The sequence below is a fragment of the Citrobacter sp. MGH100 genome (genome assembly GCF_001034465.1).
GTDB lineage: Bacteria > Pseudomonadota > Gammaproteobacteria > Enterobacterales > Enterobacteriaceae > Citrobacter > Citrobacter youngae.
Window position 1 is genome coordinate 983,015 of the sequence record NZ_KQ089801.1, and the last position, 22,997, is coordinate 1,006,011.

The following is a 22,997-nucleotide window of genomic DNA, read 5'->3' on the forward strand; positions in this document are numbered from 1 at the left end:
ATTGATCGTCAGAAACTGTGCAGTCCAAGGAAATCGACAATCGGGTTGAAATAATCTTCGAAGCCCGTGAATGCGTGGTTTCCGCCCTCAATAACTGTCTGACGGCAGGAGGCGTAATACGCCACCGCCAGGCGGTAGTCCAACACTTCATCGCCCGTTTGTTGAAGCAGCCAAATCAAATCCGGCGCTTCCAGCGGGTCAATCTGCATGACTTTAAGATCGTAAATATGGCGTGACTCTAGCACATATTGCAGCCCCGTGTAGGGGTTCTCGTTCTGACCGAGATAGTCGACCAGCAGTTCGTAAGGCCGCACGGCAGGGTTCACGACCACCGCTGGCAGCATAAAACATTGCGACAGCCAGGTGGCGTAATAGCCTCCTAATGACGAGCCGACAATCCCCAGCGACTCGCCGCCATGCTCAAGGATAATTGACTCCAGCATCTCTGCCGCCTGGGCTGGATACGGAGGTAACTGCGGTACAATCATCTCAACGTGCGGATGGTGCTCCGCCAGCCATTTTTTTAGCAGACATGCCTTCGCCGAGCGAGGAGAACTGTTAAATCCATGAAGATAGAGAAGCGTAGACATCAGTAGCCTTCTGAAGCGGTATCTGGGTGGAACCGATTACCCTGTAGACGACACACCTGGGTCTGTAACGTACCGTCGGCAAAGAGTTCCAGCGTCCGCCAGCCAGGGCTGATGGTATCTAACGTGAAGTTGGAACAATGCGGCTTAAACTGCACGCAGGTCGATGGCGTCGCCAGCAGGCGGCGGCCGTTCCAGTCGAGATCCAGCTCCTGATGAATATGCCCGCACAGCAGATACTTCACGCGCGGATAGTTCACCAGCACGTTGTCGAGCTCCGCCGCATTGCGCAGACTGTGTTGATCGAGCCAACTGCAGCCCGCAGGCAGAGGATGGTGATGTAGAAGCAGCAAAGTATTACGTTCAGGCGCATCGGCAAGTTTACGCTCCAGCCATTCAAGCTGAAATTCGCTTAACTCACCGTGAGGGACGCCGAACACCTGGCTGTCGAGCAACAATATTTGCCACTGTTCACCGATGAAGATGCGTTTGGCGGGGGAAATACCCGCATCCTGAAGCGCGCTGTACATCGCTGGCTGAAAGTCGTGATTACCTGGTAACCAAACGCAGGGCGCACGAAAACTTGCGATGCCCTCAGCAAAATGCTGATAGGCCGCAGCGGATTGATCCTGCGCCAAATCCCCAGTCGCAACGATCAGATCGTACTCTGGCGACTCTGCATGTATGGCATCCAGTACGCACTGGTAGCTATCCCAGGTGTTCACACCCAGTAAGGTTTCATGCTTTTCGGCAAACAGGTGAGTGTCTGTAATTTGTAAGATCCTGACTCTGGCCTCACCAGCCAAAGGAAGGGTTAACAGGCTTTCCAAATGGTGTCCTTAGGTTTCACGACGCTAATAAACCGGAATCGCCATCGCTCCATGTGCTAAACAGTACCGTAACCAGTCGGCCAAAAACTGATTAATTTGATGCTTTTCGTCGCGTTGATGCAACTTTTTATTTGGATAATCATACCGCGCTTTGAAGCGAAAGATCTGCTGACTTGAACACACTTCAGCCACCCTCGCATCATGATACAGGCGCACGGTCAGCGACGGCAGGCTCCAGTAGGTAACCGCTGGTGCCGTCTGTTCGATCGCGACAAGCGTAGTGTATCGGGTCGATTCCACAATCGTTAATCGATATTGTGCGTTTGCAACCTGATAGCTCACTGTTTCACCGGCTGCATCATTGCGTGGCAACAGGCGGCGCAACTGCGAAAAATTGGTTTCGCACAGGCGCATCATTTCAGGGAAGTCAGGTGTGTAACGCTTCATTTTTTCCACTCAGTTTTTAACTCTTGATAGTGCAGCTGTAACCATTGCAAGGCGATGACAGAAGCCGCGTTGTCGATTATCCCCTCTTCTACCCATTGATAAGCCTGTTCCCGACTCACCACATGAACACGAATATCTTCGTTTTCATCCGCCAGACCGTGGATACCATTTGCGGTCGAAGCGTCCACTTCACCTACCAAAATAGACAGGCGCTCACTGGTGCCGCCAGGGCTTGCCAGATAACTCAGCACGGGCTTAGTCCGCTTCACATCCAGTCCGGCTTCTTCCATTGCTTCACGGCGAGCCACATCTTCAACGGTTTCGCCTTCTTCAATCATTCCGGCTACCATTTCCAGTAGATACGGCGTTTCGCTGGTGTCATAGGCCGCGATGCGGATTTGTTCGACCAACACAACTTCATCCCGCTCAGGGTCAAAGGGTAGCAAGACTGCCGCGTGTCCGCGCTCAAAAATTTCACGCTTCACTTCACCGCTCATATCACCGTTAAACAGGCGATGACGGAAGCGATAAAGATCCAGTGAAAAAAAACCGCGGTATAGTGTTTCTCGTGCAATAATTTCTACATCATTTTTAGTGAATGTCATTGGCAAGTTGTCTGGTTTACGCATTGTGCTGTCCTGGTACCAATAGTGATTAAAATGTGAATTTCAAGGTCGTTTGACTGCTGTTTGAGCGCCCTTGTGTTAAATTGATGCAAATTAACGCCGTATGGCACGTAACGCCAACTTTTTGAAGTGGCGGATTCTGCTAGAATCAGCAATTATTTTTACAATTTGATCAGCGCTAAATACTGCTTCACAACAAGGAATGCAAATGAAGAAATTGCTCCCCATCCTTATCGGCCTGAGCCTGTCGGGGTTCAGTACTCTGAGCCAGGCAGAAAACCTGATGCAGGTTTATCAGCAAGCACGCCTGAGCAACCCGGAATTGCGTAAATCCGCCGCCGATCGCGATGCTGCATTCGAAAAAATTAACGAAGCGCGTAGTCCTTTACTGCCGCAACTGGGCTTAGGTGCCGATTACACCTACAGCAATGGCTTTCGTGATGCCAATGGCGTCAACTCCAACGCGACCAGTGCTTCGTTAAGCCTGACTCAGACTCTGTTCGATATGTCAAAATGGCGTGCCCTGACGCTGCAAGAAAAATCAGCGGGCATCCAGGACGTGACCTATCAGACCGATCAGCAAACGCTGATCCTGAATACTGCCACGGCTTATTTTAACGTATTGAACGCGATTGACGTGCTCTCTTATACCCAGGCACAAAAAGACGCCGTTTATCGTCAGTTGGATCAGACGACCCAGCGTTTTAACGTTGGCCTGGTCGCCATCACTGACGTACAGAACGCCCGTTCACAGTACGATACCGTGTTGGCAAATGAAGTTACCGCGCGTAACAACCTGGACAACGCCGTTGAACAGTTGCGTCAGGTCACCGGCAATTACTACCCGGAACTGGCTTCGCTGAATGTTGATGGCTTTAAAACCAACAAACCGCAGGCGGTAAATTCGCTGCTGAAAGAAGCAGAAAACCGCAATCTGACGTTATTGCAGGCACGTTTAAGCCAGGATCTGGCGCGTGAGCAAATTCGTCTGGCACAGGACGGTCATCTGCCGACGCTGGGTTTAACCGCCTCTACTGGTGTTTCTGATACCTCTTACAGTGGTTCTAAAACTAATACCTCTCAGTATGACGACAGCAACCAGGGCCAGAATAAAATTGGTCTGAACTTCTCGCTGCCGCTGTACCAGGGCGGGATGGTTAATTCGCAGGTGAAACAAGCGCAGTACAACTTTGTTGGCGCCAGTGAACAACTGGAAAGCGCGCACCGCAGCGTAGTACAGACCGTTCGTTCATCATTCAACAACATTAATGCGTCTATCAGTAGCATTAATGCGTACAAACAAGCGGTTGTCTCTGCCCAAAGCTCCCTGGATGCGATGGAAGCCGGCTATTCTGTAGGTACACGTACCATTGTGGACGTGTTGGATGCTACTACCACGCTGTACAACGCTAAGCAGCAGTTGGCAAATGCGCGTTATACCTATCTGATCAACCAGTTAAACATCAAGTCTGCGCTCGGTACGCTTAACGAGCAGGATCTGGTGGCGTTGAACAATACGCTGGGTAAACCTATTTCCACCGCGCCTGACGCCGTTGCGCCGGAAAACACCCAGCAAGACGCCGCAGCAGATGGTTATACTGCCAACAGTGCGGCACCAGCGGTCAAACCGGCAACAGCACGTACAACCAGCAGCAGTAACGGCAACAACCCGTTCCGTAATTGATGCTGTAGACGGGGCTTCGGCCCCGTCTGAACGTAAGGCAACGTAAAGATCTACCCCTTCCTGCGCATTCTCGCCTCTTCCCGCTTCAATTTCGACCAGTCATCCTCTATCCTGAGCATTATTTACTGTGTTTACCACTGGGTCCTGGAAGACAAAAATGAAACGGACAAAATCGATACATCATGCCTCGTTCCGCAAAAGCTGGAGCGCGCGCCACCTGACTCCTGTCGCCCTGGCAGTTACCGCAGTGTTTATGCTCGCGGGCTGTGAAAAGAGTGACGAAACGGTTTCGCTTTATCAGAACGCGGACGACTGCTCTGCGGCGAATCCGGGTAAAAGCGCCGAATGCACCACCGCGTTTAACAACGCGCTGAAAGAAGCTGAACGCACCGCGCCAAAATACGCCACGCGTGAAGACTGTATTGCTGAATTCGGCGAAGGCCAGTGCCAGCAGGCACCTGCGCAGGCGGGCATGGCACCGACCGGTGAAGGCCAGGCTCAGGCGCAGAATCAAAGCAGCGGCAGCTTCTGGATGCCGCTGATGGCAGGCTACATGATGGGCCGACTGATGGGCGGCGGAATGGGCGCTCAGCAACCGCTGTTCAGCTCGAAAAACCCGGCCAGCCCTGCATACGGCAAATATACTGACGCCAGCGGCAAAAACTACGGCGCAGCAACGCCGGGCCGCACCATGACCGTACCAAAAACCGCCATGGCACCGAAACCTGCCACCACCTCTACCGTAACCCGCGGCGGATTTGGTGAGTCAGTCGCCAAACAGAGCACCATGCAGCGTAGCGCAAGCGGCACCACCACACGTTCGATGGGTGGCTGATCGTCATGGAAAGAGTCAGTATTGTTGAGCGCCCGGACTGGCGCGATAAGGCCACCGAATACGGTTTCAACTTTCACACCATGTACGGCGAGCCGTACTGGTGTGAAGACGCGTACTATAAGCTGACGCTTGCTCAGGTCGAAAAGCTGGAAGAGGTCACCGCAGAGCTGCATCAGATGTGCCTCAAAGTGGTGGAAAAGGTCATTGCCAGCGATGAGCTGATGACCAAGTTTCGCATTCCAAAGCATACCTGGGGCTTTGTCCGCCAGTCCTGGCTGACACAGCAACCGTCGCTCTATTCCCGTCTCGATCTGGCGTGGGACGGTACCGGTGAACCTAAGCTTTTAGAAAACAACGCCGATACGCCAACCTCATTGTACGAAGCCGCCTTTTTCCAGTGGATCTGGCTGGAAGATCAGCTTAATGCGGGCAACCTGCCGGAAGGCAGCGATCAGTTCAACAGCCTGCAGGAAAAACTGATCGAACGTTTCACTGCGCTGCGCGAGCAGTACGGTTTTCAGTTGCTGCACCTGACCTGCTGTCGCGATACGGTCGAAGATCGTGGAACGATCCAGTATTTGCAGGATTGCGCGGCTGAGGCTGAAATTGCCACTGAATTTCTCTATGTCGAGGATATCGGGCTCGGTGAAAAAGGTCAGTTCACGGACATGCAGGACCAGGTGATCGCCAATCTGTTCAAGCTCTATCCGTGGGAGTTTATGCTGCGTGAAATGTTCTCCACCAAGCTGGAAGACGCTGGCGTCCGCTGGCTGGAACCGGCCTGGAAAAGCATTATCTCCAACAAAGCGTTGTTACCGCTGCTGTGGGAAATGTTCCCGAACCATCCGAATCTTCTGCCGGCGTACTTCGCCGAAGACGACTATCCGCAGATGGATAAGTTTGTCGTGAAACCGATCTTCTCGCGTGAAGGCGCTAACGTTTCCATCATTGAGAACGGTAAAACGATCGAAGCCGTGGAAGGGCCATACGGTGAAGAAGGCATGATCGTGCAGCAGTTCCATCAGCTACCGAAGTTTGGCGACAGCTATATGCTGATCGGCAGCTGGCTGATTAACGATCAACCTGCCGGGATCGGCATTCGCGAAGACAGAGCGTTGATCACCCAGGATCTCTCACGCTTCTATCCGCATATTTTTGTCGAGTAATTCGTTGTGCCCGGTATCGCTAATGCTTACCGGGCCTACGTTTTTATCCCACCTGTACTGACAACATACTCAGGCTACCCATCTCAATCCCATCAACAGGAATCGTCACCGGCTCTTTGCCATCCCACGTGCCGAGGACATACAGCAGCGGCAGATAGTGATCTGCCGTTGGGTTCGACAGCGATCCGCCTTCATGATCCATATAGTTAACCAGCGGGTGCTGTTCAACCGGTCCCTGCCATGTGAGGTTTGCTTTAACATAATCGTTAAATGAGGTCGCCCACGGGTATGGTGTATTCTCACCATGCCAGCGTGCTGTACGCAGGTTATGCACTACGTTGCCACTGGCCACCAGCATAATGCCTTCATCGCGCAACGCTGCCAGCTTACGGCCCATTTCAAAATGCCACGCCGCAGGTTTGGTGCTATCGACACTCAACTGCACCATCGGGATATCTGCGTTCGGGTACATCTTGATTAGCACACCCCATGAACCGTGGTCAAAACCCCACGCTTCTTTGTCTAAGGCGACGGGCACAGGAGCAAGCAAGTCAACCAGATGCTGTGCCAGTTCTGGCGAGCCCGGGGCCGGATAATGCGTGTCATACAGTGCCTGCGGGAAACCACCAAAATCGTGGATAGTTTTAGGTGCTTCCATCGCGGTTACGCCAGTACCGCGTGTAAACCAGTGTGCCGATACCACAACAATCGCTTTCGGGCGCGGCAACGTTTCCCCCAGTTGCTGCCAGGCACGGGTATAAACGTTATCTTCCAGAACATTCATTGGGCTGCCGTGTCCCAAAAACAATGCTGGCATACGAGTTGAAGACATGATGATATCCTTACTGAGGGAGTCATTTTGATATCACCACAATACGCTTTTTCGGTTGATGAAGAACTCAGATAACCATGATGAAGATCATCAGTTATTTTGACGATCCGCCCCGAACAGCAGATTGATAAGGAGTTTTATTTGTCGATGTCAGTACCTTTACTTCTGACCTTACTGGCAGGCGCCGCCACATTTATCGGTGCATTTCTCGGCGTGCTGGGACAAAAACCCTCTAACCGCGTTCTCGCGTTTTCTCTGGGTTTTGCCGCAGGTATCATGTTGCTGATCTCCCTGATGGAAATGTTGCCAGCCGCACTGGCAGCAGAGGGAATGTCGCCGGTGCTGGGTTACGGGATGTTTATCGTTGGTTTGCTGGGCTACTTTGGCCTGGATCGTTTGCTGCCGCACGCTCACCCTCAGGATTTAGTCCAAAAAACCACACAACCGTTACCCGGTTCCATTAAGCGTACTGCGATTTTATTAACTCTGGGTATCAGCCTGCACAACTTCCCGGAAGGGATTGCAACTTTTGTTACCGCCAGCAGCAACCTCGAACTGGGCTTTGGTATCGCGCTTGCCGTCGCATTACACAATATTCCTGAAGGATTAGCCGTTGCAGGTCCGGTCTATGCAGCCACGGGCTCCAAACGTACCGCTATATTCTGGGCCGGGATCTCGGGAATGGCGGAAATATTAGGTGGGGTACTGGCATGGTTAATTCTGGGCAGTTTGATTTCGCCCGTGGTGATGGCAGCAATTATGGCCGCGGTCGCCGGAATTATGGTGGCGCTGTCAGTCGATGAATTGATGCCACTGGCAAAAGAGATCGACCCAAATAATAATCCCAGCTATGGGGTCCTGTGCGGAATGTCGGTGATGGGGTTAAGCCTCGTCATCCTCCAGTCCATGGGAATCGGATAATCCAGAGGGCGGATGCCACCCTGCTCATTTACAGCATCCGCTCATCCATAGCAGAACGTGAAGGACTATTCCTGTTCCTTAATCACGCTGTTATCTTCACCAGAGCGACGAAAGAGTTTGTTTCGCGCCTCGAGCAATGCGTCTCTGTCTTGCCGGAATGCCCGGCAATAACGCTTCATATGGCAATAATAACCCAATGCAACGAATGCAATTAATACGATCCAATACCAGGCAATAAACATTCTTTTACCCTTAACATTTAACATCATTAAACATTTAACGTTAAAATTTTACACAAGCTTATTCTGACATACTCCTATAGTGGCATATTCCAGAAACAAATATATGATTTCGATCATATAAACCAGCGGCTAAGCCAATAGTCAAACTCGCTATAGAAAATAAAACAATGTCGACAAGATCACACTACGCAATAATAAATATTGTTCTCAGAATATCTCACTCATACTATCGAAAATAATAAAAAATAATTCCGCAAATAATACATTTTATCAAAATTAATACATTCACCATAATAGTTGAATCAGTAACACCATTTTATATTTTATCGACACCATGAAAACATAATATATTCAGCATAATTATATTTATAGATAATATAAGGAGATATATCCATGTTTATACAATATCGAAAAACGCTTCTCGCAGGCACTCTGGCACTGACGTTTGGATTAACAGTCGGAAACTCTTTTGCCGCGGGTTTTCAACCCGCCCAACCCGCAGGGAAACTGGGCGCAATAGTCGTTGATCCTTATGGAAACGCCCCGCTTACCGCGTTAGTGGAATTAGACAGTCACGTTATCTCAGATGTTAAAGTCACCGTTCATGGCAAAGGCGAGAAAGGAGTTCCTGTTACTTATACTGTTGGCAAAGAATCGTTAGCAACCTATGACGGCGTGCCTATTTTTGGTCTTTATCAAAAGTTTGCTAATAAGGTCACCGTTGAATATAAAGAAAATGGCAAAGCCATGAAGGATGATTATGTGGTGCAAACGTCCGCCATCGTTAATCACTACATGGATAACCGTTCAATTTCCGATTTACAGCAAACGAAAGTGATTAAGGTAGCGCCTGGTTTTGAAGACCGTCTCTATCTGGTGAATACCCATACCTTCACTGCACAAGGGGCGGAATTCCACTGGCATGGCGAAAAAGATAAAAATGCCGGCATCCTGGATGCGGGTCCGGCGGGTGGGGCATTACCCTTTGACATTGCCCCCTTCACCTTTATCGTCGATACGGAAGGTGAATATCGTTGGTGGCTGGATCAAGATACCTTCTACGATGGCCATGACATGGATATCAATAAGCGCGGTTACTTGATGGGTATCCGGGAAACGCCGCGCGGCACCTTCACAGCCGTTCAGGGTCAGCATTGGTACGAATTCGATATGATGGGGCAGATTCTGGCCGATCATAAGCTACCGCGCGGCTTCCTCGACGCATCGCATGAATCGATAGAAACAATCAACGACACCGTGCTGCTTCGCGTGGGCAAACGCGATTATCGCAAAGAAGATGGCATCCATGTGCAAACCATCCGTGATCAGATAATTGAAGTAGACAAGTCCGGCCGTGTGGTTGATGTGTGGGATCTGACAAAGATACTCGATCCGATGCGTGATGCGCTTCTGGGTGCACTGGACGCAGGCGCGGTATGCGTCAACGTTGACCTCGCTCATGCCGGTCAACAGGCGAAACTGGAGCCAGATACACCTTACGGTGACGCCCTCGGGGTAGGTGCGGGTCGTAACTGGGCGCACGTTAACTCCATTGCCTATGATGCCAAAGATGACTCCATTATTATCTCTTCCCGCCATCAGGGCGTCGTTAAAATCGGTCGCGATAAACAGGTGAAATGGATCCTCGCTCCGTCGAAAGGCTGGAATAAGGCGCTGGCAAGCAAGCTGTTAAAACCGGTTGATGGTAAAGGCAACGCACTAAAATGTGACGAAAACGGCAAGTGCGAAAACACCGATTTCGATTTTACTTATACACAGCACACCGCATGGCTCTCGAGCAAAGGGACATTAACCATCTTTGACAACGGCGATGGTCGTGGGCTCGAACAACCAGCATTGCCGACGATGAAATATTCCCGTTTCGTCGAATATAAAATTGACGAGAAAAAAGGTACCGTTCAGCAAATCTGGGAATACGGCAAAGAACGCGGTTACAACTTCTATAGTCCCATCACCTCGGTTATCGAATATCAGAAAGACCGTGACACCATGTTTGGCTTTGGTGGTTCAATTAATTTATTTGACGTTGGGCAACCAACCATTGGCAAAATCAATGAAATTGACTACAAGACCAAAGAAGTCAAAGTTGAGATTGATGTCCTTTCAGATAAGCCAAACCAAACTCACTACCGTGCATTACTGGTCCGCCCACAACACATATTTAAATAATCGCGTTAGATTAAGGATTAATTATGTCATCTAAATGGATTACTTCATTATTTAAAAGCGTGATATTAACCGCAGCGCTTGCCTCGTCGTTTGCCGCCTCCGCTTTTACAGAAGGCACTGATTATATGGTTTTAGAGCAACCGATTCCGAATGCTGATAAAACGTTAATCAAAGTATTTAGCTACGCCTGCCCGTTCTGTTACAAATATGATAAAGCCGTGACTGGCCCGGTTTCTGAAAAAGTGGCCGATCTCGTCACCTTCACACCATTTCATCTGGAAACCAAAGGGGAATATGGTAAACAGGCCAGTGAAGTTTTTGCAGTAATGATTGCTAAAGATCAGGCCGCAGGGATTTCATTATTTGATGCCAAATCGCAGTTCAAAAAAGCGAAATTCGCTTATTACGCTGCTTACCACGACAAGAAAGAGCGCTGGTCAGATGGTAAAGATCCGGCCGCATTCATTAAAACAGGTCTGGATGCTGCAGGAATGAGCCAGACAGATTTTGACGCCGCGCTGCAAGATCCCACCGTTCAGCAAACGCTGGAGAAATGGAAAGCGGCATACGACGTCGCAAAAATTCAGGGGGTTCCGGCTTACGTCGTTAACGGTAAATACCTGATCTACACCAAAAGTATCAAATCCATTGACTCCATGGCTGAGCTTGTCAGAGAGCTGGCGACAAAATAAACAGGGACCTGGCTATGGCTTTCATAAAAGGATTTTGGCGGGACTTACGTACCACGCCGGTTGATACGCTGGTGAGATGGCAGGAACGGCGCTTTCTGTGGCTACTGATGGCCTGCGCGATGGGCGGGTTAATAATACTGGCGCACTCATTCTTTCAAATCTATCTCTATATGGCTCCCTGCGAGCAGTGTGTCTACATTCGCTTCGCCATGTTTGTGATGGTTTTCGGTGGATTGATCGCGGCAATAAATCCCAAAAATGTTGCTCTGAAGCTTATTGGCTGCATCGCGGCATTTTATGGCAGCATCATGGGCATTAAGTTCTCCATCAAACTTAACGGCATTCATTATGCTGTACATAACCCGGATCCGGACTCGCTGTTTGGCGTCCAGGGATGTTCCACCGATCCGATATTCCCTTTCAATTTGCCGTTGGCAAACTGGGCTCCGGAGTGGTTTAAGCCCACAGGAGATTGCGGCTATGACGCCCCCGTGGTTCCCGATGGCGTAGCGCTCAGCAGTACGCAAAAGTGGTTTATCGATCTATACCAACAGTCTGAAGGCTGGTATCTGCTCCCGCCGTGGCATTTTATGAACATGGCACAGGCCTGTTTGCTGGCCTTTGGTTTATGTTTACTACTGCTGGTGATAATGAGTGGAGCCTGGGCTTTAAAACTGACCAGAACCAAATAATTAAAAAACCGAAGCCAGGAAGACGGCTTCGGTTTTTTATGCTTACCACAACTAACGTGGTAATAGTCTATTAGCTGGCTTTGCGCTCGTGCGCCTGACGATAAGCCACTAAATCTTCGATAGTGACTACAGCCATATTGTGCTTGCCGGCAAACTCAATGCACTGTGGCGCACGCGCCATGGTACCATCATCATTAGTCAATTCGCACAGCACACCAGCCGGTTTAAAACCAGCCAGCGTCACCAGATCGATGGTGGCTTCGGTGTGGCCACCGCGAGTTAACACACCGCCAGCCTGAGCACGCAGCGGGAAAACGTGACCCGGGCGATTCAGATCGGAAGGTTTAGCGCCATCTTTAATCGCCGCGCGAACTGTAGTGACACGGTCTGCTGCGGAAACACCGGTAGTCACACCTTCTGCGGCTTCAATGGTCACGGTAAAACCGGTACCGTAAGCGCTGGTATTATTTTCCACCATCATTGGCAGATCGAGCTGTTTGCGTCGGTCTTCAGTGATGCACAGGCAAACAATACCGCTACCGTGACGGATGGTCAGCGCCATCTGTTCAACGGTCATGGTTTCTGCCGGGAAAATCATATCACCTTCGTTTTCACGGTCTTCATCGTCAAGCACCATCACACCGCGTCCTTCACGCAGTGCAGCAAGCGCATGTTCAACACGTTCGAAAGGCGTACCAAAAGAGGAAAGTAGCGTCTGATTCATGGTAAAAAAACCTCACTAAATTTATGGTTACCAGAATCAGGGCAGTCTTAGGAGTGCCGTCAAAGCGGCAAAAAAATAACGTGAGCGGGTCCATGCCCGACTGGATCGTTACTCTCTCCCATCCGGACTCTAACCGTCGGCCCCGGAATTACACCGGATCTGCTGACCTTTTCGCATTCACGAAAAGCGCTCGCGGGCTTTCAACATCAGTTGATTTACCGCCGGTGGGGAATTTCGCCCCGCCCTGAGAATAAGCGAGTTAACTATAACGCTATTGATTACCTTCATCAACGCCTTTGCTCGTCTTAGCTTCACACAATTCTGGTTTATGCCTGTGCCAGTTCGCACTACAATATGCAGCAACACGTACCAGTTCAGGGAAACCACAATGATTGACCCGAAAAAAATTGAGCAGATTGCTCGTCAGGTTCATGAGTCGATGCCGAAAGGGATCCGCGAGTTTGGCGAAGACGTCGAGAAGAAAATTCGTCAAACGCTTCAGTCACAGCTGACCCGTCTGGATCTGGTAAGCCGTGAAGAGTTTGATGTACAGACTCAGGTTTTGCTGCGTACTCGTGAGAAGCTGGCGCTGCTTGAGCAACGCCTGACTGAGCTGGAATCGCGTGAAACAACGGCAGAAGTTAAGCCTGCCCCGGCGATCCCATCAGTCGATCCGCAAGAGTAAAAACGACAACGGGCCGCAAGGCCCGTTTCTCTGTTAGTGTTCCAGTTCCAGCTTCCTGGCCTCCGTCGCCTGCTGGCAGTAAAGTGCATAGCGTTTGCAAAACCAGCTACGGTGTTCTTCATCCATATTCCCAGTTATCGCCTGGATATCAACGGGATGGCCCTCAGCCTGCATCCTGGCAAAACTTCGGGCCAGGAAATCGAAATTGTTCATTGAATACATACTGCTGTTCATGAGCATACCCTCCAGTTATTGAATATCTGCTAAGGCCATATGCTTTTTCTGATTTCAGTATTTCCCTGGATGCGAAGATATTCTGCACATATTGTGCGCAAAAAAACCTTCAGCTTCACAGTTTCCTACGAAATCTAAGAGGGGGATGAGCCTCTTTTCGGATTCAAGACCAGGAGGACGCATGTTATTGTAACGTCATGTAAAAGTAAGAGGTGAAACCATTACTTTTGACACTATCAGGGAACGCGGTCGCAGGAGGAAGAAAGTTGGTTTTATTCACGGATTATAACGGACCCTACCTGTTTGCTATTTCATTTGTCCTGCTGATTGGCTTACTGGAAGTCATCTCTCTTGTTTTCGGGCACTTCCTTTCGGGCGCACTGGATGCGCATCTCGATCACTACGATGCCCTGACTTCAGGCAATATTGGACAAGCGCTGCACTATTTGAATATCGGACGTATTCCCGCACTGATCGTGCTGTGCTTACTCGCTGGCTTCTTTGGACTCTTCGGCATCCTTCTTCAACATGGTTCGGTCACACTGTGGCAAGCTCCGCTCAGCAACCTGCTGCTTGCTCCGGTGAGTTTTATTCTTGCCGTCTTCGCCGTGCATTACAGCGGAAAAATCATTGCTCCCTGGCTGCCACGGGATGAAACCACCGCTCTCGCAGAAGATGAGTTTATCGGCAGCATGGCGATTATTACCGGACATTCCGCAAGTGCCGGAACCCCATGCGAAGGGAAATTTACCGATAAGTTCGGGCAGACCCACTATGTGCTACTAGAGCCTGAAGCAGGCAAAGAATTCAAAAAAGGAGACAAGGTGCTGATTATCTGCCGACTCTCCGCAACGCGTTACCTGGCCGAGCTAAACCCCTGGCCAAATGTTTTGTAATTTTTACTTTAAGGGAATAACACAATGGATGATGTTTTTGGCATGTTACCTTCATGGATGTTTACCGCTATTGTGGCGGTGGTCGTCTTATTAATTATCGGGATTATCTTTGCCCGCCTGTATCGCCGCGCGTCAGCTGAACAGGCGTTTGTACGTACCGGACTTGGCGGGCAAAAGGTGGTGATGAGCGGTGGCGCAATTGTCATGCCCATCTTCCACGAAATTATTCCTATCAACATGAACACCCTCAAACTTGAGGTGAGCCGTTCGACTGTCGACAGCCTCATCACTAAAGACCGTATGCGTGTGGATGTCGTCGTCGCCTTTTTCGTGCGTGTAAAACCGTCTGTTGAAGGGATTGCTACCGCCGCACAGACCCTGGGGCAGCGGACGCTGTCACCAGAGGATTTACGTGTGCTAATAGAAGATAAGTTTGTCGATGCCCTGCGTGCCACTGCGTCGCAGATGACCATGCATGAACTGCAGGATACGCGTGAAAACTTCGTTCAGGGCGTACAAAATACCGTCGCGGAAGATCTATCCAAAAACGGCCTGGAACTGGAGAGCGTTTCACTCACCAACTTTAACCAGACCGAAAAAGTCCATTTCAACCCGAATAACGCCTTTGATGCCGAGGGTCTGACCAAGCTGACCCAGGAAACAGAACGCCGTCGCCGCGAACGTAACGAAGTCGAACAGGACGTTGAAGTTGCGGTGCGTGAGAAAAACCGTGATGCGCTGTCGCGCAAGCTGGAGATCGAACAGCAGGAAGCCTTCATGACGCTCGAGCAGGAGCAGCAGGTGAAAACACGCACAGCCGAGCAAAACGCCAAAATTGCCGCCTTCGAAGCCGAACGTCATCGTGAAGCTGAACAGACGCGTATCCTTGCTGAACGCCAGATTCAGGAAACAGAAATCGAGCGCGAACAGGCAGTGCGATCCAGAAAAGTCGAGGCCGAGCGTGAAGTTCGCATCAAAGAGATCGAACAGCAGCAGGCAACGGAGATAGCCAACCAAACCAAGTCCATCGCCATTGCCGCCAAGTCTGAGCAGCAGTCTCAGGCTGAAGCACGCGCTAACGATGCCCTGGCCGAAGCGGTTCGCGCCCAGCAGAACGTAGAAACCACCCGCCAGACCGCAGAAGCGGATCGTGCCAAACAGGTCGCGCTGATCGCCGCGGCGCAGGATGCAGAAACCCAGGCAGTTGAATTGACCGTGCGGGCAAAAGCCGAAAAAGAAGCCGCAGAATTGCAGGCGGCGGCAATTGTTGAACTGGCCGAAGCGACGCGCAAAAAAGGTCTCGCAGAAGCCGAAGCCCAGCGTGCACTCAACGATGCCATCAACGTGCTTTCCGACGAACAGACCAGCCTGAAATTTAAGCTGGCTCTGCTGCAGTCTCTGCCAGCGGTTATTGAGAAATCCGTTGAGCCAATGAAGTCTATCGACGGAATCAAGATTATCCAGGTTGATGGACTGAATCGTGGTGGCGCCGTCGGTGAAGTGAACGCAGGTAACGTAAGCGGTGGAAATTTGGCTGAGCAGGCATTATCAGCCGCCCTTGCCTATCGTACACAAGCGCCGCTGATTGACTCACTGTTAAATGAAATTGGTTTGTCCGGCGGTTCGCTAAATGCGCTTACCACTCCGTTAAACGCCACGACAACAGTCGACGTTAACCATCAGACAACGATAAAAGAAGAATAACGACTTCTGCCTTATGTCCCCCGTCCCTGGCCCATAAAGCCGGGGATTTTTTATTCTGGCGCGCCGTTTTGCGTGGATGCTCCAGCAATAAAAAACCTGCGGGAGAAAGCCCTTGCGCCTGTCAGGTCGCTCACTAACAATCGCTTGGTCAGCAAGGGGCTGCAACGAGAAAGCCCCTCTCGAAGAAGGGGCTTTAATAAGGAAAGGGTTATGATGAAGCGAGTCATCATACTGGTTGTGCTGTTACTGTTAAGTTTCCACGCTTACTAACAGTCAATCAGAGGGGGGAGAAATCCCCTCTCACCCTTATTCCTGTACTTTAGGTCGAAAAAACAGCAGCGTCAACAGCGGGAAACGCACAGAAACGAAAAGTTTGACCCGTTTCCAGCATTTGTTATTTATCGCTGTCTTTCTGGATCTTCTTGATGATATTGGTCGTCGAACAACCATCTTCGAAGTTCAGCACCAACACTTCTCCGCCGTTGGCCCATACCTCTTTGCTGCCCGCAATATCTTCTGGCTTATAGTCGCCGCCTTTGACCAGCAGATCCGGCAGGATGCCAGCGATCAGACGCTGCGGCGTATCCTCTTCAAAAGAGACCACCCAGTCGACGGATTCCAGCGCGCCCAACACGATCATGCGCTGTTCCAGCGGGTTGACCGGACGCGTTTCGCCTTTCAGACGTTTGGTCGACGCATCGCTGTTTACCGCCACGATCAGGCGATCGCCCAGCTTGCGTGCATTTGCCAGATAGGAGACATGGCCCGCATGCAGGATGTCGAACACGCCGTTAGTCATCACCACTTTCTCACCGCGCTTGCGGGCGCTGGCGACGGCCTGTTTCAGCTCAGATTCGCTCATCACGCCAAAACCAGTATCAGCCCGACCACGCACGGCGTTTTCCAGTTCAATCGGAGAAACGGTGGAGGTTCCCAGTTTACCGACCACGACACCGGCTGCAGCGTTAGCAAAATAGCACGCCTCTTCCAGCGAATTACCCGCCGCCAGCGTCGCCGCCAGCACACCGATTACCGTATCGCCCGCACCGGTCACGTCATACACTTCCTGCGCCTGCGTCGGCATATGCAGTGGCGATTTGCCCGGTTGCAGCAACGTCATCCCCTGTTCTGAACGGGTAATCAGCAGTGCGGAAAGGTCGAAATCAGCAATCACTTTCATGCCGCGCTCAACCAGTTCATCTTCGCTTTTGCATTTACCGGCGACCGCTTCAAACTCAGACAGGTTCGGCGTTAGCAGCGTTGCGCCGCGGTAACGTTCAAAATCGGTCCCTTTCGGATCGATAAGCACCGGCACGCCAGCCTTACGCGCCAGAGCAATCATTTGCTGCACGCTTGCCAACGCGCCTTTGGCGTAGTCAGAGAGCACCAGAGCGCCGATAGAACCCAGCGCCTGATTAATACGCTCGTGCAGCGGTTGCGGATCTACGCCTTCAAAACCTTCTTCGAAATCCAAGCGAATCAACTGCTGGTTACGGGAAAGTACGCGTAGTTTGGTGATTGTCGGATGCGTCGGCACGGAAACGAAGTCGCATTTTACGTTCACATCCGCCAGCGTTTTGCTCAGCGCACGCGCCGCGTCGTCGATACCAGTCAAACCCACCAGACGAGAATTTGCGCCCAGAGAGGCAATGTTCATCGCCACGTTTGCTGCGCCACCGGGACGTTCTTCGATGGTATCGACCTTCACCACCGGAACCGGCGCTTCAGGTGAAATACGGCTGGTAGGGCCGTACCAGTAGCGATCCAGCATCACATCACCGACAACCATGACTCCTGCACGTTCAAACTCTGGCAGCGTTACTTTCATTCCTGTCTCCTGAGAGATTCTCTGAGGGTCTTAAAATTTGCGCGCGATAATAGCACACTTCACTCGGCAACCAGCCACTTCTGCCAGCTGTCACGCACCAGCGTACGTTCAGCGCTGAAGTGTTCCGCCGCTACATGGCCCGGAAGTTCCTGCAGGGCAAGATGGTGAAGTTCGTCGCGCAGCGTTGTATAAGCGCGGGTAAGCGCCAGCGCTTCCTGCTCATCCATAATGTCGTTTTGCGCCAGCAATTCCAGAATGCGCACGTTATCCGACCAGCGCGTCAGCTTCGGTTTTTCATGCGCATAGCGCAGCACCAGATATTGTGTAATAAATTCAATATCTGTAATGCCACCCTCATCCGCTTTAATATCAAAACGATCCCGATGCTTATTGCCCAAATGGGCGCGCATTTTCTCACGCATTTCACGCACGTCGGTCTGCAAGGTTTTCCCATCACGGACGAGGGTCATGATATCGCGACGAATCGCATCAAACTGAGAGGTCAACTGCGGGTCGCCGTATACCACGCGAGCACGCACCAGCGCCTGATGCTCCCACGTCCAGGCTTCGTTGCGCTGGTAGTCAGCGAAAGCATCTGTTGAGGTCACCAGCATTCCCGCCGCGCCAGACGGACGCAGCCGCGCATCCACTTCGTACAAAATACCGGACGAAGTACGGGTACTGAAAAGGTGCATAATGCGCTGCGACAGACGCAGATAGAACTGTCGCCCGTCAATCTCACGCTCACCGTCCGTCATCACGTCCATCGGACAATCATGCAGGAAGATCAAATCGAGATCCGAACTGTAGCCCAGTTCCCAGCCGCCCAGTTTGCCATAGCCGACGACGGCAAAACCGCGCCCCTCACGTTCACCAAGATGCGTTGGCTGCCCGTAGCGAGCAACCATCTGCGTCCACGCCTGCTGGACTACCGCATCGATAATCGCTTCCGCCAGCCAGGTTAAGTGATCGCTCACTTTCATCACTGGCAGCGTACCGGCAATATCAGCCGCGGCAATACGCAGTAGCTGCGTTTGTTTAAACTGGCGCAGTGCCTCCAGTTGCTGTTCTTCGTCATCTTCCGGTACGCGCAGCAAATACTGGCGCAGCTCATCGCGGTAGGCATCCGTCGCGGTGGGTTGATACAGGGTGTTCGGATCCAGCAGTTCATCGAGCAACAGCGGATACCGCGCCAGCTGGCTGGCAATCATCGGCGAGGCGGCACAGAGCGAAATCAGGTGCTTAAGCGCGCCAGGGAATTCACTCAGCAGCTCCAGATAGGTCGTGCGGGTCACAATGCCCACCAGCAGCGGTGTGATGCGCGACAGCGGTATTGAGGCGTCGTCACGCGTACAGACATCGCTCAACAGATGCGGCATTAAATGATCCAGCACCTGACGTCCTCGCGGGCCAATGGTGCGTTTATCCAGCTCTTTGCGGAAATCGGCAATCAGAGACAGCACGCGCCGCCGATCTTCATCCGCCAGATGCGTCAGCACTGGCGTGGTGTCATCTTCCTGTAATGCGTCCTGCCACAGTTCGCGCCACTGTTCTGAGAGTGACTCTTCCTGGGTTTCGGCCTCGTCATCGCCAATCAGCTCGTTAAATACCCGGCGTACGTTGTCCATATGATTGGCCAGTACATCGGTTAATTGCTGCCAGTCATCAACGTTCATCCCCCACGCCAGTCGCGCGCGATTCAGTTCATCGCCCGGCAGCGTTTGGGTCTGTTCATCATTGATGCTTTGCAGCAGGTTTTCCAGGCGGCGTAAATAGAGATAGGCTGCGCGCAGTTGTTCCGCGTCGGTATCAGACAGCAGGTGTAATTCATTGATGGCACTGAGCGTGGGTAACAGCGAGCGGGATTGCAGCGACGGCTCCCGCCCACCGCGAATAAGCTGGAATACCTGCACGATAAATTCGATTTCACGAATGCCGCCCGCCCCCAGCTTGATGTTGTCTTTCAGGCCACGACGGCGTACTTCACGCGCAATCATCCCTTTCATGTTACGCAGCGACTGGATCACGCTAAAATCAATATAGCGACGGAAGACAAAAGGCCGCAGCATCGCGCGAAGCTCGCTGACGTAAGTACCGTCAGAATCGCCCATAATGCGGGCTTTGACCATCGCATAGCGTTCCCAGTCGCGCCCTTGCTCCTGGTAATAATCCTCCAGCGCGGAGAAGCTCAGCACCAGCGGGCCGCTGTCGCCAAACGGGCGTAAACGCATATCCACCCGATAGACAAACCCATCCATTGTGGGCTGATCCAGCACTTTGATAAGCCGCTGGCCCATACGGGTAAAGAACTGCGCGTTATCCAGCTCGCGACGCCCACCCTGTGTGCTGCCGTGTTCCGGCCAGGCAAAAATCAGGTCGATATCAGAGGAGAAATTCAGCTCGCCGCCGCCGAGTTTTCCCATACCTAAAATCAGCAGCGGCTGCGCCACACCTTCAGGATTACACGGCGTACCCCACTCTCGACAGCAGGCGTCATACAACCAGTCTCGAGCGGCAATAATCAGCGTTTCAGCCAGATGGCTTAACTGCTGCAAAATACTCTCTTCCGTCACCAGCGACAGCGTCTGCGCCCAGGCGATACGCACCATGATACGGCGGCGAAACAGGCGCAGCTCGCGCATCAGCGTGTTTTCATCGCCGACGTCAACCAATGCTTGCTGCAACCACTCGGCATAGTGTTGCCATTCATCCGCCTGAGGTGGCGCACTTTCCAGCTCAACCAGCCATTCGGGATGGGCAATCATGCTGTCGCGGACAAAATCACTGAATGTAAGCACTGACTTCGCCTGCACGCTAAGCGAGGACTCAGAGATTGCTGCTGGCAGCCGCTCAACAACGGTCGGCCAGTACTGCTGTAACGGTGAAGAGAGCTGCTTCATGTATGGGACATCCTTTGCGTATTGAGGCTCATGGTATGGCCTCGTAGGCCTGATAAGCGCAGCGCCATCAGGCATCCCGGCCTCAACCCTGATTATCGTTTTCCGCTGTGCAGCCAGAACGGCTCCAGCGCGATCGCCTCGTTGCGGAAGTGTTCAATTTCAATATATTGGTTAGCTATAATGGCGCGACGTAAGCCCTGCCAGTTGGCGATCCATTCCGATGCAACATTTTCGTCGTAGTATCCCGCCAGCATCAGCATGCTATCAATGTTGCGCGTCAGGCGCGGTAGCTGATCGACGTACTTATCGCCCAACGGCTGAGCGAAAGTGGTTTTCAGTTCAGCGGCATGGCGTGAGAGATGCGTATCCGAGAAGCGCTTAAAGGAGTCGGCAATTTTGCCCTGCGCCTTCGCATCCAGGAACGGCTGCCACCCTTTGGTCACCAGCCATTCGGTTAACGCCAGTTTGGCCATTGCCGTTTGGGTGCTGTAAACCGCCGAAATAGCAGAAACGTCCGACGCAATGATCGCTTCCGATTGGGTCAGCAACTCACGTAAGTGAGCGCTCGCTTTTCGTGGCACATTACCGCCAAACAACATCAGAATGTGACGCACCAGACCCATTGCCGCCAGCACCTCGGCTTTCGCCCCTTTGACGCCGCGTACCCACAGCTCTTCGTGGTACTGCCACTGTGATAATGCCAGCTCCAGCGCCGCTTCCAGCCCCTGCTCAATACTCGCTTTCGCCGGAACCTGCAGAATGCGCGTCGGTTTGAGTTCACGTGGCGCATTCCCCTGAGCCAGATGATAGCCGCGCGCCGCTTTGCTCAAGCTGCCCTGGCGTAAACCGGCCTGCGAAACCAGCTGATTTGCCAGCTTCAGTACCGCCAGGGTATCGCCGCTTAACAGCTCAAGTTCAAGCTCACAGATAGGTTCTGCAAACTCGCCCGCTTTCACCTCCCCCAGATCGAGGGCCATTTCAATCCGGCTGCCATCAACATCAACCAACCATTTCTCACGGTAAAAATCGGTGCTGAACAACGGCTGCACTTGAGAAGCAAGTTCAGCGGGCAGCTCGCCATCGGGCCAGACTTCCGTTGGGAACAAGGTGAGATCCAGCTCAGGCGCGTTTAGTGCAACGTTATATTCCGGCCGCTGGTGCAGTCCGCCCGTCACGCGTCCGGCAATTTTCATGGTCATTTCGTAATGACCGTTTTCACCGCGAATACGCAGCCCCATATCGTGACCACGCAACCACGCATCCGGCGTTTCGTAGTAAATATTCAGCAACTGGCTGGGCGCATGATGCTCTCCCCCCAGCGTATTCAGACGTTCACGCAGCGCATCTACAGCGTCACTATTAACGATAAATTTTAATTCGATTTCCTGGGCCATGGTCTTGTACTTATGGGTTATGTCACAGTTGAGAAAACTGACTGCGAACTAAGTTCGTTCTTTATGGTCAGTAGATAGTATTTTGCGCCAAATTGCCATGCAACGAGCAATTTGACGGGCGTAAAAGTTTCGGGTGGTGGCAAAAAGGACACAGATGATTCCGATTGATGTCGAATGCTTTGCGTAGAGACACTGATGCCACTACTATCGTTCCACTTTCTATGACAATAACGACAGCCTGATGCCAAAATTACGCCTGATTGGATTAACTTTACTCGCACTTAGCGCCACTGCAGTCTCTCATGCCGAAGAGAAGCGCTATGTCTCTGACGAACTGAACACCTGGGTCCGCAGCGGTCCGGGAGATAATTATCGCCTCGTGGGTACGGTTAACGCCGGCGAGGAAGTCACGCTATTACAGACCGATGCCAACACCAACTACGCCCAGGTGAAAGACAGCACCGGACGTACCGCCTGGATCCCACTGAAAGAGCTGAACAGTACGCCAAGCCTGCGTACCCGTGTACCCGATCTGGAAAACCAGGTTAAAACACTGACCGATAAGCTCAATAATATCGATACCACATGGAATCAGCGTACCGCCGATATGCAGCAAAAAGTATCGCAAAGCGACAGCGTGATCGACGGGTTGAAGGAAGAAAACCAGAAGCTGAAGAACGAGCTTATCGTGGCGCAAAAGAAGGTAAGCGCAGCCAACCTTCAGCTTGATGACAAACAGCGTACTATCATCATGCAATGGTTTATGTATGGCGGCGGCGTGCTGGGTCTTGGTCTGCTGCTCGGTCTGGTTCTGCCGCACATGATCCCAAGCCGTAAACGCAAAGATCGCTGGATGAACTGAATCGCCTTCTCCGCCACACTGACATA

General features: G+C 51.8%; 22 protein-coding genes and 1 riboswitch. Of the genes, 12 read left to right on the top strand and 10 right to left on the bottom strand.

What is annotated here, in order from left to right:
- Positions 1 to 8: 8 nt before the first annotated feature.
- Genes yqiA through nudF form a run of 4 tightly spaced genes read right to left on the bottom strand, consistent with a single transcriptional unit; the run spans position 9 to position 2,493 of the window.
- Positions 9 to 590, bottom strand: coding sequence for an esterase YqiA (gene yqiA, locus SK32_RS16235; protein WP_048213237.1), 582 nt, complete (start codon positions 588 to 590; stop codon positions 9 to 11).
- Complete coding sequence (cpdA, locus tag SK32_RS16240) at positions 590 to 1,417, bottom strand: 3',5'-cyclic-AMP phosphodiesterase (RefSeq protein WP_048213238.1); 828 nt, start codon at positions 1,415 to 1,417, stop codon at positions 590 to 592. The genes yqiA and cpdA overlap by 1 nt, the downstream gene beginning before the upstream one ends.
- A 24-nt stretch (positions 1,418 to 1,441) precedes the next feature.
- The gene (locus SK32_RS16245) at positions 1,442 to 1,864 is read right to left on the bottom strand and encodes a DUF1249 family protein (RefSeq protein WP_005123087.1); all 423 of its coding nucleotides are present in this window, start codon (positions 1,862 to 1,864) and stop codon (positions 1,442 to 1,444) included.
- A complete protein-coding gene (gene nudF / locus SK32_RS16250) occupies positions 1,861 to 2,493 on the bottom strand; it encodes an ADP-ribose diphosphatase (RefSeq protein ID WP_048213239.1) in 633 nt (210 codons plus the stop codon). Before nudF ends, SK32_RS16245 begins: the two co-directional genes overlap by 4 nt.
- Before the next feature lie 199 nt (positions 2,494 to 2,692).
- Between nudF and tolC the strand changes: the two genes are divergently transcribed.
- The 3 genes from tolC to SK32_RS16265 all read left to right on the top strand — a co-directional run bounded on the left by tolC (position 2,693) and on the right by SK32_RS16265 (position 6,175).
- A complete protein-coding gene (tolC, locus tag SK32_RS16255) occupies positions 2,693 to 4,174 on the top strand; it encodes an outer membrane channel protein TolC (RefSeq protein ID WP_086523458.1) in 1,482 nt (493 codons plus the stop codon).
- Between the two features lie 157 nt (positions 4,175 to 4,331).
- A complete protein-coding gene (locus SK32_RS16260) occupies positions 4,332 to 5,009 on the top strand; it encodes a DUF1190 family protein (RefSeq protein ID WP_003024591.1) in 678 nt (225 codons plus the stop codon).
- Between the two features lie 5 nt (positions 5,010 to 5,014).
- Positions 5,015 to 6,175 (top strand): glutathionylspermidine synthase family protein, encoded by a 1,161-nt coding sequence (locus tag SK32_RS16265; protein WP_048213241.1) that lies wholly within the window; start codon positions 5,015 to 5,017, stop codon positions 6,173 to 6,175.
- A gap of 43 nt (positions 6,176 to 6,218) precedes the next feature.
- Here SK32_RS16265 and ygiD read toward each other — a convergent pair whose 3' ends face one another.
- Positions 6,219 to 7,007, bottom strand: a complete 789-nt coding sequence (ygiD, locus tag SK32_RS16270) for a 4,5-DOPA-extradiol-dioxygenase (RefSeq protein WP_048213242.1) — start codon at positions 7,005 to 7,007, stop codon at positions 6,219 to 6,221.
- Between the two features lie 147 nt (positions 7,008 to 7,154).
- Between ygiD and zupT the strand changes: the two genes are divergently transcribed.
- The 4 genes from zupT (at position 7,155) to dsbI (ending at position 11,744) form a co-directional block, all read left to right on the top strand.
- Positions 7,155 to 7,928: a zinc transporter ZupT gene (zupT, locus tag SK32_RS16275; RefSeq protein ID WP_003024600.1), complete on the top strand. Its 774-nt coding sequence runs from the start codon at positions 7,155 to 7,157 to the stop codon at positions 7,926 to 7,928.
- A gap of 635 nt (positions 7,929 to 8,563) precedes the next feature.
- Complete coding sequence (locus SK32_RS16280) at positions 8,564 to 10,360, top strand: aryl-sulfate sulfotransferase (protein ID WP_048213243.1); 1,797 nt, start codon at positions 8,564 to 8,566, stop codon at positions 10,358 to 10,360.
- Positions 10,361 to 10,383: 23 nt separating this feature from the next.
- Complete coding sequence (locus tag SK32_RS16285) at positions 10,384 to 11,052, top strand: thiol:disulfide interchange protein DsbA/DsbL (RefSeq protein ID WP_048213244.1); 669 nt, start codon at positions 10,384 to 10,386, stop codon at positions 11,050 to 11,052.
- 14 nt (positions 11,053 to 11,066) lie between these two features.
- On the top strand, positions 11,067 to 11,744 hold the full coding sequence (dsbI, locus tag SK32_RS16290; RefSeq protein WP_048213245.1) for a protein-disulfide oxidoreductase DsbI: 678 nt from the start codon (positions 11,067 to 11,069) through the stop codon (positions 11,742 to 11,744).
- Between the two features lie 70 nt (positions 11,745 to 11,814).
- On the opposite strand, the gene ribB is transcribed toward dsbI, so the two are convergent.
- On the bottom strand, positions 11,815 to 12,468 hold the full coding sequence (gene ribB, locus SK32_RS16295; RefSeq protein ID WP_048213246.1) for a 3,4-dihydroxy-2-butanone-4-phosphate synthase: 654 nt from the start codon (positions 12,466 to 12,468) through the stop codon (positions 11,815 to 11,817).
- Positions 12,469 to 12,574: 106 nt separating this feature from the next.
- Positions 12,575 to 12,724: riboswitch (FMN riboswitch) on the bottom strand.
- 132 nt (positions 12,725 to 12,856) lie between these two features.
- Here ribB and ubiK point away from each other — a divergent pair.
- Positions 12,857 to 13,153 carry a ubiquinone biosynthesis accessory factor UbiK gene (gene ubiK, locus SK32_RS16300; RefSeq protein WP_048213247.1) on the top strand — a complete coding sequence of 99 codons (297 nt, stop codon included), beginning with the start codon at positions 12,857 to 12,859 and terminating at the stop codon, positions 13,151 to 13,153.
- 33 nt (positions 13,154 to 13,186) lie between these two features.
- Here the strand turns inward: ubiK and glgS are convergent, their stop codons facing one another.
- Positions 13,187 to 13,393, bottom strand: coding sequence for a cell surface composition regulator GlgS (gene glgS / locus SK32_RS16305; RefSeq protein ID WP_086523459.1), 207 nt, complete (start codon positions 13,391 to 13,393; stop codon positions 13,187 to 13,189).
- 260 nt (positions 13,394 to 13,653) lie between these two features.
- Between glgS and SK32_RS16310 the strand changes: the two genes are divergently transcribed.
- The 3 genes from SK32_RS16310 to SK32_RS26270 all read left to right on the top strand — a co-directional run bounded on the left by SK32_RS16310 (position 13,654) and on the right by SK32_RS26270 (position 16,257).
- Entirely contained in the window at positions 13,654 to 14,283 is a 630-nt protein-coding gene (locus tag SK32_RS16310) for an OB-fold-containig protein (protein WP_048213249.1), read from the top strand.
- A 24-nt stretch (positions 14,284 to 14,307) separates the two neighbouring features.
- Complete coding sequence (locus SK32_RS16315; protein WP_048213250.1) at positions 14,308 to 15,987, top strand: flotillin family protein; 1,680 nt, start codon at positions 14,308 to 14,310, stop codon at positions 15,985 to 15,987.
- 210 nt (positions 15,988 to 16,197) lie between these two features.
- On the top strand, positions 16,198 to 16,257 hold the full coding sequence (locus SK32_RS26270; protein ID WP_137346154.1) for a type I toxin-antitoxin system Ibs family toxin: 60 nt from the start codon (positions 16,198 to 16,200) through the stop codon (positions 16,255 to 16,257).
- A 124-nt stretch (positions 16,258 to 16,381) separates the two neighbouring features.
- Here SK32_RS26270 and hldE read toward each other — a convergent pair whose 3' ends face one another.
- The 3 genes from hldE to SK32_RS16330 form a co-directional block, all read right to left on the bottom strand.
- Positions 16,382 to 17,815 (bottom strand): bifunctional D-glycero-beta-D-manno-heptose-7-phosphate kinase/D-glycero-beta-D-manno-heptose 1-phosphate adenylyltransferase HldE, encoded by a 1,434-nt coding sequence (gene hldE / locus SK32_RS16320; protein WP_048213251.1) that lies wholly within the window; start codon positions 17,813 to 17,815, stop codon positions 16,382 to 16,384.
- Between the two features lie 59 nt (positions 17,816 to 17,874).
- Positions 17,875 to 20,715, bottom strand: coding sequence for a bifunctional [glutamate--ammonia ligase]-adenylyl-L-tyrosine phosphorylase/[glutamate--ammonia-ligase] adenylyltransferase (gene glnE / locus SK32_RS16325; protein WP_048213252.1), 2,841 nt, complete (start codon positions 20,713 to 20,715; stop codon positions 17,875 to 17,877).
- Positions 20,716 to 20,807: 92 nt separating this feature from the next.
- Positions 20,808 to 22,109 (bottom strand): CYTH domain-containing protein, encoded by a 1,302-nt coding sequence (locus SK32_RS16330; protein WP_048213253.1) that lies wholly within the window; start codon positions 22,107 to 22,109, stop codon positions 20,808 to 20,810.
- Positions 22,110 to 22,350: 241 nt separating this feature from the next.
- Between SK32_RS16330 and SK32_RS16335 the strand changes: the two genes are divergently transcribed.
- Positions 22,351 to 22,971, top strand: coding sequence for a TIGR04211 family SH3 domain-containing protein (locus SK32_RS16335; protein WP_048213254.1), 621 nt, complete (start codon positions 22,351 to 22,353; stop codon positions 22,969 to 22,971).
- Positions 22,972 to 22,997 lie beyond the last annotated feature (26 nt).